Annotated in this window: 13 protein-coding genes; 10 read left to right on the top strand and 3 right to left on the bottom strand. The window is 62.9% G+C overall.

What is annotated here, in order from left to right; all coding sequences use genetic code 11:
- Positions 1-51 precede the first annotated feature (51 nt).
- The 3 genes from HNQ60_RS09740 (at position 52) to HNQ60_RS09730 (ending at position 4521) form a co-directional block, all read left to right on the top strand.
- A complete protein-coding gene (locus tag HNQ60_RS09740; RefSeq protein WP_184331119.1) occupies positions 52-1503 on the top strand; it encodes a TrkH family potassium uptake protein in 1452 nt (483 codons plus the stop codon).
- A 169-nt stretch (positions 1504-1672) separates the two neighbouring features.
- Positions 1673-3997: a penicillin-binding protein 1B gene (gene mrcB / locus HNQ60_RS09735; RefSeq protein WP_184331117.1), complete on the top strand. Its 2325-nt coding sequence runs from the start codon at positions 1673-1675 to the stop codon at positions 3995-3997.
- The gene (locus HNQ60_RS09730; protein ID WP_184331115.1) at positions 3997-4521 is read left to right on the top strand and encodes a tetratricopeptide repeat protein; all 525 of its coding nucleotides are present in this window, start codon (positions 3997-3999) and stop codon (positions 4519-4521) included. The genes mrcB and HNQ60_RS09730 overlap by 1 nt, the downstream gene beginning before the upstream one ends.
- A gap of 82 nt (positions 4522-4603) precedes the next feature.
- Here the strand turns inward: HNQ60_RS09730 and HNQ60_RS09725 are convergent, their stop codons facing one another.
- The 3 genes from HNQ60_RS09725 to HNQ60_RS09715 form a co-directional block, all read right to left on the bottom strand.
- Positions 4604-6262, bottom strand: coding sequence for a carboxylesterase/lipase family protein (locus HNQ60_RS09725; RefSeq protein WP_221304114.1), 1659 nt, complete (start codon positions 6260-6262; stop codon positions 4604-4606).
- Positions 6263-6358: 96 nt separating this feature from the next.
- On the bottom strand, positions 6359-7420 hold the full coding sequence (locus HNQ60_RS28080) for a glycosyltransferase family 4 protein (RefSeq protein WP_184331113.1): 1062 nt from the start codon (positions 7418-7420) through the stop codon (positions 6359-6361).
- Positions 7417-8238 carry a UDP-2,3-diacylglucosamine diphosphatase gene (locus HNQ60_RS09715; protein WP_184331111.1) on the bottom strand — a complete coding sequence of 274 codons (822 nt, stop codon included), beginning with the start codon at positions 8236-8238 and terminating at the stop codon, positions 7417-7419. Before HNQ60_RS09715 ends, HNQ60_RS28080 begins: the two co-directional genes overlap by 4 nt.
- A 443-nt stretch (positions 8239-8681) precedes the next feature.
- On the opposite strand from HNQ60_RS09715, the gene dtd reads away from it, so the two are divergent.
- From dtd to HNQ60_RS09680, 7 genes are all read left to right on the top strand, one after another.
- On the top strand, positions 8682-9137 hold the full coding sequence (gene dtd, locus HNQ60_RS09710; RefSeq protein ID WP_184331109.1) for a D-aminoacyl-tRNA deacylase: 456 nt from the start codon (positions 8682-8684) through the stop codon (positions 9135-9137).
- 106 nt (positions 9138-9243) lie between these two features.
- The gene (locus HNQ60_RS09705) at positions 9244-9474 is read left to right on the top strand and encodes a Sec-independent protein translocase subunit TatA (RefSeq protein ID WP_184331107.1); all 231 of its coding nucleotides are present in this window, start codon (positions 9244-9246) and stop codon (positions 9472-9474) included.
- Between the two features lie 72 nt (positions 9475-9546).
- Positions 9547-9996, top strand: coding sequence for a Sec-independent protein translocase protein TatB (gene tatB, locus HNQ60_RS09700; RefSeq protein WP_184331105.1), 450 nt, complete (start codon positions 9547-9549; stop codon positions 9994-9996).
- Positions 9993-10772 (top strand): twin-arginine translocase subunit TatC, encoded by a 780-nt coding sequence (gene tatC, locus HNQ60_RS09695; RefSeq protein ID WP_184331104.1) that lies wholly within the window; start codon positions 9993-9995, stop codon positions 10770-10772. The genes tatB and tatC overlap by 4 nt, the downstream gene beginning before the upstream one ends.
- Before the next feature lie 287 nt (positions 10773-11059).
- Positions 11060-12580 carry a peptide MFS transporter gene (locus tag HNQ60_RS09690; RefSeq protein ID WP_184331102.1) on the top strand — a complete coding sequence of 507 codons (1521 nt, stop codon included), beginning with the start codon at positions 11060-11062 and terminating at the stop codon, positions 12578-12580.
- Positions 12581-12598: 18 nt separating this feature from the next.
- Complete coding sequence (locus HNQ60_RS09685; RefSeq protein ID WP_184331100.1) at positions 12599-14419, top strand: M2 family metallopeptidase; 1821 nt, start codon at positions 12599-12601, stop codon at positions 14417-14419.
- A 111-nt stretch (positions 14420-14530) separates the two neighbouring features.
- Positions 14531-16468 (top strand): OPT family oligopeptide transporter, encoded by a 1938-nt coding sequence (locus HNQ60_RS09680; RefSeq protein WP_184331098.1) that lies wholly within the window; start codon positions 14531-14533, stop codon positions 16466-16468.
- The last annotated feature ends 21 nt before the right edge of the window (positions 16469-16489 follow it).

Genomic DNA, 16489 nt, shown 5'->3' with positions numbered 1-16489 from the left:
GGGCTTCCCTCCGGCTCATCGCTCGCAGCTCATAGCTCGCGGCTTCTTCCCATGAACTTCCTCGTCGTCCAGCGAATCCTCGGCATGCTGCTGATGTTGTTCAGCCTCACCATGCTGCCGCCGATCGGCGTGTCGCTGCACTTCGGTGATGGGAACTGGCAGCCGTTCTTCGACGCGTTCGTCGCGTTGCTCGTGTTCGGAGTGATTGCGTGGTGGCCGGTGCGCAAGCGCGTGCGGGAGTTGCGGCTGCGCGATGGATTCCTTGTCGTCGCGCTGTTCTGGGTCGTGCTCGGCATTGCCGGCTCGGTGCCGCTGCTGTTGTCGAGCGAGCTCGACATGACGATCACCGATGCGGTGTTCGAGGCGATCTCGGGCTTCACGACGACGGGCGCGATCATCTTTCCGACGCTGCACGATCTGCCGCCGTCGGTGCTGTACTACCGCAGTCAGATCGAATGGCTGGGCGGTATCGGTATCGTCGTTCTCGCCGTCGCGCTGCTGCCGATGCTGGGCGTCGGTGGCATGCAGCTGCTGCGCGCTGAAACGCCCGGGCCAGTGAAGGATTCCAAACTCACGCCGCGCATCACTGAAACAGCGAAGGCACTGTGGATCATCTATCTCGCCCTCACCGTAGCCTGCGGACTCGCCTACTGGGCGGCGGGCATGACGCCGTTCGATGCCGTCGCGCATGCATTCACGACGGTGTCGACCGGCGGCAACTCGACTCACGACGCAAGCATCGGCTACTACGACAACGCCGTGATCGAGATGATCGCGGTGATCTTCATGTTCATCGGCGGCGTGAACTTCTCGCTGCACTTCCTCGCCTGGCGTCATCGGCGCCTGAGCGATTACCTGCGGGACCCGGAATTCGGTGCATTCATGCGGATCCTGTTCGTCAGCGTCGCGCTCTACACGCTGGTGCTGTGGTACACCCGTTTCGCTCACGAGCCCGGCGAAGCGCTGCGGCTCGCGCTGTTCCAGGCGGTGTCGATGCAAACGACATCGGGCTTCGTCACCGACAACTTCACGCATTGGCCCGGTGCGTTGCCGGTCATCATCATTCTCTCGGCATTCATCGGCGGTTGCGCCGGATCGACCTCCGGCGGCATGAAGATCGTGCGCTGGCTGCTGATCCTCAAGCAGGGTCAGCGCGAAGTGAATCAGCTCGTGCACCCGAGCGCGGAACTGCCGGTGAAGCTCGGCCGCAAGCCGATGGACATGCGCGTGATCGATGCAGTGTGGGGCTTCTTCGCGGTGTACGTGATCGCGTTCGGCATCCTGATGGTGGCGCTGCTAGCCACCGGCGAAGACCAGGTCACGGCGTTCTCCGCCATTGCCGCCTGCATGACGAACACCGGCACCGGCCTGGGCGAAGTAGCCACGAACTTCACGAGTCTCACGGATACGGGCAAGTGGATCTGTGTGCTCGCCATGCTGCTGGGACGACTGGAAGTGTTCCCGCTGCTGGTGCTGATCTCGCCGACGTTCTGGAGGAGATAGAAGAGGGCTCGAGCCTTCCCGGGAACGCTTGCCCCTGCTTCCCGGTCACACCAGAATTCGCCACCTTTTCGCCAGAATCCGCTGGCACGATCTTGCGATCGGGCGAGCACGGCCGGAACCTTTGTCCCCGGCGGCCGCTTAAGCGTCAGCCTGAAAATACCCACACGTAATGCCGAAGCTCACGAAATTCCGTTCGACGCTGAAGAAGTTCCGGCGCCAGATCCTGGTGGGCAGCGCGCTGGTCGCCGGGGTCGCCCTGATCGCGCTGCTGGCGTGGATCCTGTATCTCGATCGCATCGTGACCGCGCAGTTCGAGGGCCGCCGCTGGACGCTGCCGGCCCAGGTATACGCGCAGCCCACTGAGCTCTATGTCGGCCAGACGTTCGGTGCGGACGCATTCGAGCAAGAGCTGCGACGGCTCGGCTATCACCGCGTCGATGCACCGAAGGAACCCGGCAGCTATCGACGCCGAGGCTCGCGCATCGATTTCGTCAGCCGGCGCTTCCAGTTTCCCGATGCGATCCAGGAATCGCAGGCGCTAAGCGTCACGGCCGGCGCGAACGCGATCGAGTCGATCGCAAGCGGCGCCGAGGACGTGCCGATCTTCCGCATGGACCCGTTGCTCATCGGCAGCATCTTCCCGATTCATGGCGAAGACCGTGCCGTCGTCACGCCGGAGGAAGTGCCGCCCCTGTTGCCGGCCGCGCTGAAAGTCGTCGAAGACCGGAAGTTCGATACGCATCACGGCGTCAACTTCAGCGCCATCGTTCGTGCCGCATGGGTCAACGTGCGCGCGGGCCAGATCGAGCAGGGCGGTTCGACGCTCACGCAGCAGTTGGTGAAGAGTTACTTCCTGGACAATCGCCGCACGCTGGGCCGCAAGATCGAAGAGGCGATGATGGCGATGCTGCTCGAAGTGCACTTCGAGAAAGCGGACCTTCTGAACGCCTATATCAACGAGATCTATCTCGGGCAGGACGGCCGGCGCGCCATTCACGGCTTCGGACTCGCGAGCCAGTTCTATTTCGGCAAGCCGCTCGCCGAACTGCAGTTGCAGGAAGTCGCGGTGCTGGTGGCAATCGTGCGCGGGCCTTCCTATTACGATCCGCGCCGGCATCCCGATCGCGTGAAGGCACGGCGTGACCTGATCCTGAAGCTAATGACCGAGCACAAGGTCATCGATGCGAAGGCGGCCGAGCGGGCGATGAAGCAGCCGCTCGGTGTAGTGCGCGCCGGCACGCAGGCAGGTAGCTACTACCCTGCGTTCCTCGATCTCGTTCGCCGCACCCTGCGCCGCGACTATCGCGAAGAGGATCTCACCGAAGCGGGACTTCGAATCTTCTCGACGCTGGATCCGCTGGTGCAGGCGCGCGCGGAGAAATCGCTGACGCAGGAGCTCGACCGCCTCGAAAAGGCGAAGAAGAAAAAGAAGCCCGAACCACTGGAAGGCGTCGTCGTGGTGACAGCGCCGCAGAACGGCGAAGTCGTCGCGATGGTCGGCGGACGACAGGCCACGTTCGAGGGCTTCAATCGCGCACTCGATGCAAAGCGCTCGATCGGCTCGCTCGTCAAACCGGTGATCTATCTTGCCGCGATGGAGACGGGCAACTTCACGGCGGCTTCGATCGTCGAAGACGGGCCGGTCGAGGTGAAGCTGTCGAAGGGCAAGACCTGGCAACCGCAGAACTACTCGGAAGAGTTCTATGGCCCGGTTCCGCTCGTGCGCGCGCTCGCGCAATCGATGAATCTTGCAACAGTGCGCCTGGGGATGGATGTCGGTCTGCCGAAGGTGATCCAGGAATTCAAAGTGCTCGGCCTCCAGGAAGAGCCGCCGCAGCTGCCTTCGGTGCTGCTCGGTTCGCTCGACGTCTCACCGCTCGAAGTCGCGCAGCTCTACAACGCCTTCGCTAGCGGCGGCTTCAATACGCCGCTGCGCGCAGTGCGATCCGTGCTCGACGCGGAAGGCAAGCCGCTCAAGTCCTTCGCGCTGGAAGTGACGCCAGTCGCGACGCCGCAGGCCATGTACCAGGTCAACCAGATGCTCGTACAAGTCATGGAGCGAGGCACGGGTGCCGCTGCGCGTGTGAATCTGCCTTCGGGTCTGGTCGTTGCGGGGAAGAGCGGCACGTCGTCTGACTATCGCGACAGCTGGTTCGCCGGTTTTTCGGGCAGCCACCTCGCCGTCGTGTGGATCGGCTACGACGACAACACACCGACCGGATTGACGGGCTCGTCGGGATCGCTGGCCGTGTGGTCGCGCCTGATGGGTTCGATCAGCACGACACCGCTCAGCATGCCGATGCCCGAGGGTCTGCAGGAAACCTACATCGAATATCTGACGGGCTACGGCGCCAAGCCGGGCTGCGGCGAGGAGCTCGTCGTCATCGCGGTGCCGCAGGGCACACAGCTGCCGATGAAACCGGGCTGCGAAGCGAATGTGTTCGGGGAGATCGGCGAGCGCGCGAAGGAGTGGTGGCAAGGTATTATCCGGTGATGAACAGAATTGTAATCGCGGGTGTCCTGGCGCTGATGCTCGGCGCATGCGCAGTGCCGAAGCCTTATCAACCCACGACGCCTTCGACGACGGTACCGCCCACGCAGGCGCCGCCCACGGTTGAAACTCAGCCGGCTCCGACGCCGCCTACGATTGAAGAGCCGCAACCATTGCCTGGCCCGGTCGTCCGCGAGCCGGTGCTCAGCCCCGCGTCGCGTGCGCTCGTCGGCCAGGCGCAGACACAGCTGGCATCGAAGAATTTCGCCGTCGCGGCGTCATCGATCGAGCGCGCGCTTCGCATCGAACCCGACAACTCGCTGTTGTGGATCGAGCTCGGCAAAGTGCGTCAGGCCGAAGGCAACTACGTCCAGGCGGAGAACATGGGCCGCAAGGCATTGTCGATGGCGGCGAATGCGCCGCGCGCGCAATCGTCTGCATGGAGCCTCATCGCGGAGTCGTATCGGGCGAGAGGAAAGAACACCGAAGCGCGGGACGCGCAGATGAGGGCGGAACAGCTTCGCTGAAGTCTGTCATTCCCGCGAACGCGGGAATCCAAGCCTTTATCAAGATGGATTCCCGCCTACGCGGGAATGACGGCAAGCCGCATCACGCCAGCCCCAATGCCTTCTCCATCACCAGGCGCGTTTCCTTCCCCGGATCCTTCACCACCCTGCTCTCGTCGTTGAAAAGCATCGTAGCCCGCTCCGCCGCGTCATAGGCCGGCCAGCTAGGCAGCTTCGCCACATTAGGATTGCCGGTCCGGGCGAACGCGATCCACGCATCGCTCATCTTGTCTGCAAGTGCTTTCGCATCCGCACCGCCTCCAGTGAACCGTGCCGAGCTGGTGGTGTTGTCGAACGCGTACGAAATTTCCAGCGCGTGAGGCGTCTTGAGCTTTCCGCCCGCGACCGGTGTTGTCTTGTCGAACCGATACACGTAGCACGGACCCCGTTTGAGCGCGGCTTTGCGTGAAGCGAGCACCTTCGTCGGCACTCCGTAGCGCTGGTCAGTTTCGATGAGGAAGAACAGATCCGAGGGCGTCGCCCCCGGATTCGCCACCTTGTACGCCGCGATCACATCGTCGGCCTTGTCACGCAGTAGTCGCTGCACTCGCTGCTTCATCCCCGCTTCATCCAGATTGAACGCGGTTGGATCGCCGGCATGGAACAGCGTCGCTTCGGTCGCATTCGAGCCGATCATCAATGGAATATCCGCGGACATCGCAGGTGCGACCGGATCGAACGGATGCGCGGGCAGGACGTCACCGTCCACGAAGGGCGCAAAGAATCCCGTCGCCGATGCAGCCATCGCCTGCGGATCGCGCGAAACCTTGTGATATGCGCGCATGAGGACGTCGATCGGCACGCCCTGCAGCTCACGCGCCTTCGCCTTCTGGATACTGAGCTCCGCCAGCAGCAGCTCTGTCGTCCTGTTAGCATTCTCGCGCGTCATCATGCGGATGCCCGGCCCGCTCTGGATGATCGCGCGGTGATACAGACCCTGTGCTGCCGGCATTGCCTGCAGCATCGACACCTTGCGGCCGCCGCCTGATTCACCGAACGCCATCACCGTGTCCGGATCGCCGCCGAACTGCGCGATGTTCTCCTTGACCCATTGCAATGCGTGAACGATGTCGAGCATGCCGACGTTGCCCGACTGGGCGAACTCGGCGCCGGCAACATCGCCCAGGTGCGTGAAGCCCACGGCGTTGAGACGATGATTGATGCCGACGACGACCACATCGCCGCGCAGGCACAGATTCGTTCCGTCATAGCCGGGAGACGATCCGGAGCCGCTGGTGAAACCGCCGCCGTGACACCAGAACATGACGGGGCGTTTGCCGCCAGCGTTCACGGCAGGCGTCCAGATGTTCAGTACGAGGCAGTCTTCGCTCTCGGGCAGACCGCTAAGGTCGCCGATCAATGCGCCTGCACCGGCCAGCGCACCGCCCTGCTTCTGGTCCGGGTCGCGTTGCGGCGAGCTGAATCCGTACTCGAGTGTGTCCCTCACGCCTGTCCAAGGCGCCGGCTTCTTCGGGGGCATGAAGCGGTTCGCGCCGGTCGTGGAGGCACCGTACGGAACGCCTTTGAAGACATGAATGCCGTTGACCACGCTGCCGCGAATCTTGCCCGCGTATGTTTCGACCACTGCACCAGGCGATGCAGCGAAGGCGCCTCGATGGAAGAACGAAGGCAGCAGCAGCGACGACGCGGCGACGCCGAGTGTGCGGCCGAGAAAGACGCGGCGATCCATTGTGTTTCGCATGGCGATGTCCCCTGTGAGGTGCTGCCAGTTCTCGGCACGTCGCTTCGACGCCTCAATCGCCCGGGAGTCAGGTCGCCGACCCGACTTCCGTCAGGGTCAGCGCTGCGCTGGCTGTGCGTTCTGTGACAGAGGTTTCGTCGCTGCGACGACCGACTCTAGCGCGGGTCGCGGAGCGAGATTCGTGAGGAATTGTTGAGTCGCCGCTTCCCAGGTGTGCGCGAGTGCGTAGTCGCGGCATTCCTGCGGATCGAGCGTCAATGCTTCTACGGCCGCGATCGCCAGATCGTCGTCGAGCACGCCGGTTTCACCTTGCAACACGACGTCGATCGGGCCCGTTACGGGATACGCCGCGACTGGAACTCCGCATGCCATCGCCTCGAGCAGCACGAGTCCGAACGTATCGGTGCGACTGGGGAACACGAAGACGTCGGACGCGGCGACGTGACTCGCCAGTTCCTCTCCGTACTTGAAGCCGACGAACGTCGCGTTCGGATATTTCTCCTGCAGAGTCTTTCGCGCGGGTCCATCGCCCACGATCAGTTTGCTGCCCTTCCATTCCATGCGCAGGAACGCTTCGATGTTCTTCTCGACGGCGACGCGCCCGACATAGACGGCAATCGGCCGCGGCAGGGAGAGATATTCCTTGGGTCGGGGCCGGAAGAGATCGACATCGACGCCGCGAGTCCAGCGGACCAGATTGCGGAAGCCGCGCGCCTCGAGCTGTCGCTGCAACGCCGGCGTGGCAACCATCGTGCGACGAGCGCCACCGTGAAAACCACGCAAGTGCGCATAGCTGATCGCCAGCGGGATCGGTGCACGCGCGCGAATGTATTCGGGAAACTGTGTGTGATACGACGTGGTGAAAGGCATGTGCTGCTTGCGACACCACCGACGCGCGGCCGCGCCCAATGTCCCTTCGGTTGCGATATGGACCGCATCCGGAGCGAACTCACGAAGCAGTCGATCGATCAGGCGGTACGGAAACCAGGCCAGGCGAATTTCGGGATACGTCGGGCATGGAAACGTGCGGAACTGACCGGGCTCGATCACGCAGACGTCGTGACCGAAGCCGCGCAATTGTTCCGCGGTCGTGGAAAGCGTTTTGACGACGCCGTTGGTCTGGGGAAACCAGGCGTCGGTGACGATTGCGATCTTCACGCGGCGCGCGGCTGCGGGGTCGCTATCGGCACGATGACTTCGCTATGCGCTACGACTTCGCGCGTTTCCGTCCAGCGCATCAACGCGAGACGACCGTTGAAGTCTTCGGTGAGCGTGGTGCAGCTCTCGACCCAGTCGCCGTCGTTGCAGTAGAGCACGCCATCGATCTCTGTGATCTCGGCGCGATGAATGTGACCGCAGATCATGCCGTCGACTCCGCGACGCTTCGCTTCGTCGGCCAGCGCCTGCTCGAAGTTCGCGATGTACTTCACCGCGTTCTTCACCTTGTGCTTGAGATACGCAGCGATGGACCAGTAAGGAAAGCCGAAGCGGCGACGGAAGAAGTTCACGAGGCGATTGAGCTGGAGCACGAATGCGTAGGCGCGATTGCCGGCTGCTTCGAGCAGCGGGCTCGCCTTGATGACGCTGTCGAACTCGTCTCCGTGCAGCACGACGAAGCGACGGCCGTCGGCCGTCTCGTGCACCGCCTCGCGCCGGATCTCCACGTTGCCGAAGACCATTCCGTCGTAATCACGGAACACGCTGTCGTGATTTCCCGGAATGTAGATGACGCGCGTGCCGCGCTTTGCCTTACCGAGAATCGTGCGGATGACGTCGTTGTGCTCCTGCGGCCAGAAGAAGGATTTCTTCAGGCTCCACATGTCGACGATGTCGCCGACGAGATAGAGGTTCTCGGTCTCGATCGAGCGCAGGAAATCGAGCAGGTACGCCGCGCTGCAGCCGCGAAAGCCGAGATGGACGTCCGAGATGAAGACGCTGCGGAACTGAAACACCGGTTTGGGCGGATTGGGGCTCATGCCGCACCTCGCGAGTGGCCGATCTTGGCGCGCAGGGTCGGCCCCGCCGGTGACGATCAGGTGACAGCGCGGCGAAGAATATTTGACTGCTCAGTGAGTTGTTGGCGGTTCCTAATGGGCGAGGGAGGAATGGGACATAAGGGGAGAGGTGACGGGAGGTGGGTCTTCAAGATGCCACTCTCTGCTAATTTTTTCGCCAAATTTTGCTGTTATCCGCCACTTATGAGGCTCGGATGGGCAGCTGGCGACTGGCTGCGGGCCAGAATGGCTTCCCGACCTTGGTGCCAGGCGACTGCTTGGGATTGTTCGAGTATCCATAGGCAGGTGTGGGAAATTCCTTTCGCTTCTGACGCTCTTCACGAGCATTGGTGGGTCTAGGTGTCGCCTGCCTGGCACTAGGGGAGCGTCTCGGCATGCGAGCGAATACATGCCATCCTCCGCCCATGATTGGACTCCTACAAAGAGTGAGCCGGGCCGACGTGGCGGTGGCCGGCGAGGTGGTCGGGAAGATCGACCGGGGGTTGCTCGTTCTGGTCGCGGTGGAGCGCGGGGACCAAGAGGAGCAGGCGGATCGGTTGCTGGAGCGGCTCCTGACGTACCGTGTTTTCCCCGACGACGAGGGCCGGATGAATCGCAGCGTCCAGGACGTGGGCGGCGGCCTGCTGCTGGTTTCGCAGTTCACGCTGGCGGCCGATACCCGCAAGGGCACCAGGCCGGGGTTCACTCCCGCAGCGGCGCCCGAAGAGGGACAGAGGCTTTTCGCTTACCTCGTTTCACGGGCACGCAATACCCATCCTGTGGTCCAAACCGGCGTGTTCGGCGCGGACATGGCCGTGTCCCTGATCAATGACGGCCCTGTCACCTTCTGGCTACGCGTGGAGCCCGTGACGGCGATGTAATGTGGATGGTGTAAGGTGTCGGGGAACGTGAAGTCTGCTACACGACACGTTCATAGTCTGCCGGCGCGGCGTATGATCCGCCGGCGTTTTCACCCGGAGAATTGCAATGGGTATCGGTTTTCGTGAGCTGCTGATCATCCTTGCGATCGCGCTCGTCATCTTCGGCGCCAAGCGTCTGAAGAGCATCGGCTCGGACCTCGGCGGTGCGGTCAAAGGCTTCAAGAAGGCAATGAACGAAGGCGAGGAAGAGGACAACAAGCAGTTGTCGGCGCCCGCCCAGAAGGATGCTGATTTCGATTCGACGCCGGCCTCGAAGTCCGGCAGCAAGAATGCCTGATCGTCGTGGGCCTGGCTGTCGTCGGGCCCCTTCCGTCCGGTTTGTCCCGGACCCCAAGTCCGAAAGCTATCCATGTTCGAAGTTGGCTTCACCGAGATTGTCCTGATCCTCGGCCTGGCCCTGCTGGTCCTCGGCCCCGAGAAACTCCCCGGCCTCGCGCAGAAGGTCGGCCGCTGGACCGGTCGTGCGCGCGCCATGGCGCGTCAGCTGCGCACGCAGCTCGAACAGGAAGTGACGCTGGATGAACTTTCGCGTTCGCGCCCGATGAACCCAGGGGCGGCACCGGACAGCACGCCCGCGGCATCGGAGAACACGCCGCCTACGAGCTACGGGCAGTCGGCGGGCAATCCTCCGCCCTATAACGATCCCATCGAGCCCACGCCGGGTCCGACGGCGGAATCCGCGGCTGAGCCCGCACCGCCCGCGCATTCCGGCCCGGGTCTCGATCTCGACAAACATGTCTCCGGCATCGAGCCCGCGCCTCCCGCGGACGAAGCGCCGACGACGAAAAACGTGCAATGAGTGGCGCCGACCAGGAGCGCGAGTCGCTCGCCGAAGGCTCGCTGATCTCGCATCTGATCGAGCTGCGCGATCGCCTGCTGCGCGCGCTGATCGCGGTGTTCGTCGTGTTCATTCCGTGCGCGCTCTACTCGGATGAACTGTTCACGCTCGTCGCGACGCCACTCATCGAAAAAATGCCGCAAGGCACTTCGATGATCGCCACGAGCATCGTCGCGCCGTTCATGGCACCGCTGAAACTCGCGCTGCTCGCAGCGCTGTTCCTCGCAATGCCTTACGTCCTCTACCAGGCGTGGGCATTCGTCGCGCCCGGGCTTTACAAGCATGAAAAGCGCTTCGCCGTACCGCTCGTGGTTTCGAGCATCGTGCTGTTTTATACCGGTGTCGCGTTCGCGTACTTCGTCGTGTTCCCGCTCATGTTCGCGTTCCTGACCAGCGCGGCACCCACCGGCGTGCAAGTCATGACGGACATGTCGAACTATCTCGACTTCGTCTTGCTGCTGTTCTTCGCGTTCGGCATCGCGTTCGAGATTCCGATTGCCACCGTCCTGCTCGCGGCGACCGGACTCGTGAAAATCGAAACGATGACGAGCAATCGCGGTTACGTCGTGCTCGGCATTTTCATCGTCGCCGCGTTCCTCACGCCGCCCGATGCGTTGTCGCAATCGTTCATGGCAGTGCCCATGTACATCCTCTACGAAGGCGGCATCGTGATGGCCCGCCTCCTGCTGAAGAACCGCCTCGCCCGGCAGCGTGCGGAGCAGGAAGCGAACGGCTGATTCCCGCTGGATCGCGATTCCGCGCGATCCTCTCGAAGTGACCTGCCGACCGCGGGAAATCCGCTTTCTTCCCGTACGTGCTCAACCTGAGCGGCCGGTCATTCTCATCGGTCGTGTATACACGCACGACAGCGGTGTTCACGGGCTTTGCCTCCTTGCCGCGGCCCGAGAATATCGGTGAGACTCCACCCCCGGCTGTCACACTGCTGACATCCAAAAACTCTTAAACAGATGCCGGCGCCGCAGCGCTCGAGCGTCCCAACCGGGTCCGTGGAGCCTCGCCAATAATGAACCAGCCGACGCAGACGACGCCTGATTCCACCCAGGGCCCGCAGATCTTCGGCCACCCGCGCGGACTGGCAACACTGTTCCTCACTGAGATGGGGGAACGGTTCACCTACTACGGCATGCGTGCGTTGCTGATCCTGTTCCTGGCCGATTCCGCGCGCGGCGGTTTCGGCTTCGATGACAAGACCGCCAGCGCCATCTACGGCCTCTACATCTCCGCGTCCTACATCCTGTGCCTGCCCGGCGGCTGGATCGCCGACCGGCTCATCGGCGCACGGCGTGCGGTGTGGCACGGCGGCGTCCTCATCGTGATCGGCAATGCGCTGCTTGCGCTGGGCTCCACACCGTCGACGTTCTTCGGTGGGTTGATCGTGATCACCTGCGGCGTCGGCATGCTCAAGCCGAACGTCAGCGCAATGGTGGCCGACCTGTATCCGGAAGGCGGTGGCCGCCGCGATGCCGGCTTCACGATCTTCTACATGGGCATCAACATCGGCGGCTTTCTCGGTCCCATCGTGACCGGACTGCTGGGTGTGGCCTACGGCTGGAACGTCGCGTTCGCCGCGGGCGCTGTCTTCATGATCATGGGGCTGATCTTCTTCAAGGTCTTCGGGCACTACCTTGGCAATGCCGGAATGCAGATGTCTGGCGCGCACGGCGAACACAGCGCCTCGAATCGCAAGCACAGCTGGATGATCGTTGGCGCGATGGTCGGCGTCATCCTGGTCGCCTACCTGCTCGCGGTCGCCGGCGTCTACACGATCGATCCGCTCACCCTCGCGCAGACCACGGGCTTTGTTCTCTTTGCGGTCGCCATCGGCTACTTCGCTTACATCTTCCTGTTCGCGGGCCTCGACACGACCGAGCGCAAGCGCATGGCCGTGATCCTGTTCCTGTTCATCGGCTGCATGCTGTTCTGGGCCGGCTTCGAACAGACGGGCGCATCGCTGAACCTGTTCGCCGAGCGCTACGTCGATCGCACCATCGGCTGGCTCGGCAACTGGGAAATCCCGACGACCTGGTTCCAGTCGTTCAACTCGATGTTCATCCTGATCTTCGCCGTACCGTTCTCGATGCTCTGGGTGGCGCTCGCGAAGCGCAATCTCGATCCGTCAGCGCCCGCGAAATTCGGCCTCGGCCTGATCATGCTCGGCCTCGGATTCGTGTTCATGGTGTGGGCCGCGAACATCGTGTCGGATGGCGGCAAGGCGATGCCGTACCTGCTGATTCTCACGTACCTGCTGCACACCTACGGTGAGCTGTGCCTGAGCCCGGTTGGCCTGAGCTACGTCACCAAGCTCGCGCCGGCTCGCTTCGTTTCCCAGATGATGGGCGTGTGGTTCCTGGCCACTTCGCTCGGCAACCTGTCCGCGGGCCTGCTCTCGGGGATTTTCGAAACCACCAACGTCCAGGCGATGCCGGGCCAGTTCATGAAGTTCGTCATCTTCATCTGTGCGGCGGGCGTCGTGCTCCTCCTGCTGTCGAGGCCGGTCAAGAAGCTCATGGTCGGCGTGAAGTAACAAACGATCCGGGTAAACATGATGAAGAAGAGTCTCACCCTCAGCGGCGCGATTTCGATCGCGCTGCTCGCAGCCGCTGGCTGCAGCAAGGCCCCCGTCGAAGCGCAGGCGCCGAAGGAATCCGCCACCGAGTTCGTCGCTCGCGTGAACAACGAAATGAAGGAGGAAGGCAAGGAGCTCGCAGCGGCAGGGTTCGCCTATGCGACGTTCATCAATCCCGACACCGAGTTCCTGAACGCCAAGGCGAACGAGCGTTACCTCGAATACTTCGGCAACGCTGTCGAGCAGTCGAAGGCGTACGCCAGCGAGCAACTCGATCCCTCGACCGCGCGTTCGATCTCTTTGCTGAAGCTCGCCGTCGCAGCACCCGCGCCGAAGGATCCGGCGAAGCGTGCCGAACTCACGGCGACGACATCGAAGATGGAAGGCCTCTACGGCGCCGCGAAGTACTGCCCGCAAGGTCCCGAGTCGTGCAAGGACCAGGGCCAGCTCGTCGAGATCATGGCGAAGAGCCGCAACTACGATGAACTGACCGATGCGTGGACCGGCTGGCATTCGACGGCACGTCCGATCCGCAAGGAATACGTTCGTTTCGTCGAGCTCGCGAATGAAGGCTCGCGAGAGCTGGGCTACTCGGATCTCGGCGCGATGTGGCGCTCCGGTTACGACATGCCGCCCGATGATTTCACTAAAGAAGCCGCGCGCCTGTGGGATCAGGTGAAGCCGCTCTACGGCCAGCTTCATTGCTACGTGCGCGGCAAGCTGCAGAAGACTTACGGCGCCGAACGCGTGCCGAACGGCAAGCCGATTCCGGCGCACCTGCTGGGCAACATGTGGGCGCAACAGTGGGCGGAGATCTATCCGCTGGTCGAGCCGTATCCCGGCGTGTCGGATCTCAACGTCACCAACGCGCTGGTGAAGCAGAAGTATGACCCGGTGAAAATCACGCAGTCGGCCGAGAACTTCTACGTCTCGCTCGGCTTCCCGAAGCTGCCGCAGACATTCTGGGAACGTTCACTCCTCAAGCAGCCTCGCGATCGCGACGTTCAGTGCCATGCGAGCGCATGGTCGATGGACAGCTACGAGGACGTGCGCATCAAGCAGTGCATCGAGCCGACGCAGGAACACCTGATGACGGTGTATCACGAGCTCGGCCACGTCTTTTACTACCTCTCGTACAAGGATCAGCCGTACCTGTTCCAGAGCGGCGCGCACGACGGCTTCCACGAAGCGATCGGCGATACGGTGAATCTGTCGATGACGCCGGCGTACCTGCACAGCATCGGCCTCGCGGGACCGGTGAAGCAGAGTCACGAAGCGACGATCAACACGCAGATGAAGCTCGCGCTCGACAAGATCGCGTTCCTGCCGTTCGGCAAGATGATCGACGAGTGGCGCTGGAAAGTGTTCTCCGGCGAGGTGAAGCCCGAGAACTACAACGCCGCATGGTGGCAGCTGCGAGAGCAGTACCAGGGTGTCTCCGCACCGGTGCCGCGCAGCGAAGAGGATTTCGATCCGGGTGCGAAATATCACATCCCGGGCAACACGCCGTACACGCGCTACTTCCTGTCGTTCATCCTGCAGTTCCAGTTCCACAAGGCGCTGTGTGATGCCGCCGGCCACAAGGGTCCACTGAGCGAGTGCTCGGTCTACGGCAACGCCGAAGCAGGCAAGCGCTTCCGCGAGATGCTGGCGCTCGGCCAGAGCCAGCCGTGGCAGGACACGCTGGAGAAACTGACGGGAACCCGCGATATGGACGCGTCAGCGATTACGGAATACTTCGGACCGCTCCTGGCCTGGCTGGAAGAGCAGAACAAGGGGCAGAGTTGCGGGTGGTGACACCCGCAGCGTGATCCTGTGATCGAGTGATCCGGTGATCATGGCAGAATCGAAAGGAAGAACACTCAGCGCGTCGGGGCGCACCACGATCACAGGATCATCGGATCACCCATGAACTCAACACCTCCCGTGGCCCAACTCACGCCGCGCGCGATCATCCTCTCCATCATCCTCGCGATGGTCCTCGCGGCGGCGAACACGTACCTCGGTCTGTTCGCGGGGCTGACGATCGCAACAGCGATCCCGGCAGCGGTGGTGTCGATGGGCGTTCTGAGGTTGCTGGGCGGCGGCACGATTCTCGAGAACAACATCGTGCAGACCGGCGCGTCGGCGGGCTCGTCCATCGCCGCCGGGGTGATCTTCACCATTCCGGCGCTGATCATTCTCAACTACTGGCAGGACTTCAAATACTCCTGGGTGCTGGCGATTGCCGGTCTCGGTGGCCTGCTCGGCGTGTTGTTCTCGGTGCCGCTGCGCCGCTCGATGATCGTCGAGCAGCCGCTGCCGTTCCCCGAGGGCAAAGCAGCGGCGGAAGTTCTCAAGGCCGGTGAGAATCCGGGCCCGGGCCTGAAGATCCTGGGCCTCTCCGCGGGCATCGGCGCGCTGGTCAAGCTGGCTGCGGAAAGCGGCTTGCGCATGATCCCTGACAATGCAGCCGGCGCCGGCTTCTTCGGCAAGTATCTCGGCTACATGGGCACGGGCCTGTCGCCCGCGCTGCTCGGCGTGGGTTACATCGTCGGGCTCAACATCGGCATCGTCGTCCTCTCCGGCAGCATCCTCGCTTACAACATCGCGATTCCGTTCTATTACGCGTTCCTGCTCAACGGCGATCCGGAAGTTGCGGCCAAAGTGATCGGCAAGACTGCGGCAGAAGCGGCGGCGATCATCCGCGGCGATCGCATCCGGTACCTCGGTGTGGGCACGATGCTGGTCGGCGGCATCTGGACGCTGTTCTCGCTGCGCCGGTCGCTGCTGTCGGGCATCCGGAGCGGAATCGCAGCAGCCCGCAAGGGTGCGGGCGCGAATCTCGCCGAGACCGAACGCGATCTGCCGATGAAGTGGATGCTGATCGCCCTGATGCTGTTCGTGCTGCCGCTGGCCGGCTTGTACCAGGCGATCGTTCAGAACTGGGGCGTGAGCATCCCGATGACGATCATCATGATCGTCGCCGGCTTCCTGTTCGTATCGGTGTCCGCCTATCTCGCGGGTCTCGTCGGTTCGTCGAACAACCCGGTGTCCGGCATCACCATAGCCACCATCCTGTTTGCATCGTCCGTTTTGATGCTGCTGCTGGGCAGCGATTCGAAGATCGGCGCAGTGGCCGCAATCATGATCGGTGCAGTGGTCTGCTGCGCAGCTGCGGTCGGCGGCGACAATCTCCAGGATCTCAAGGCCGGTTATCTCGTCGGCGCGACACCGTGGAAGCAGCAGGTGATGCTGGGCATCGGCGCGTTCTCCTGCGCGCTCATCATGGCGCCGGTGCTGAACCTGCTGGCGCAAGCGTACGGCATCGGTGATCCGACTCGCCCCGGCTCCCTGCAGGCGCCGCAGGCCACACTGATGGCTTCGGTTGCGCAGGGACTGTTCGGCGGCAAATTACCCTGGGACATGATCATCGCCGGCGGCGTGATCGGAGCGATCGTGATCGCCTTCGACAACTGGCTGAAGTCGCGCAACTCCAGCTTCCGCGTGCCGGTGCTCGCAGCGGCTATCGGTATCTATCTGCCGCTCGAGCTGATGGTGCCGATCTTCCTCGGCGGACTGCTCGCGTACTTCGTCGAGAAGCGCCACGGCGTGGTGGGTACTCACGATGAATCGCTGCGTGACCGCGTTCACCGTCCCGGCGTGCTGTTCTCCGCAGGCCTGATCACCGGCGAAGCGCTGATGGGCATCGCCATCGCGATCCCGATCGTGCTGAGCGAACGAGCCGACGTCCTCGCACTGCCGGAGCAGTTCCACTTCAACCAGTTCGTTGGCCTGGTGGTCCTGGCCATCGTAGGCTGGCTGCTGTTCCGCGCGTCCGGAGCGAAGGGCACCGTTAGCAACTAGTCGGCGGCGGCTGTTTCTTGT

The sequence above is a fragment of the Povalibacter uvarum genome, from assembly GCF_014202975.1.
In the GTDB taxonomy this organism is placed as follows: Bacteria; Pseudomonadota; Gammaproteobacteria; order Steroidobacterales; family Steroidobacteraceae; genus Steroidobacter; species Steroidobacter uvarum.
Note: the sequence above shows the minus strand (reverse complement) of the source record. Positions and strands in the feature narration are given on the sequence as shown.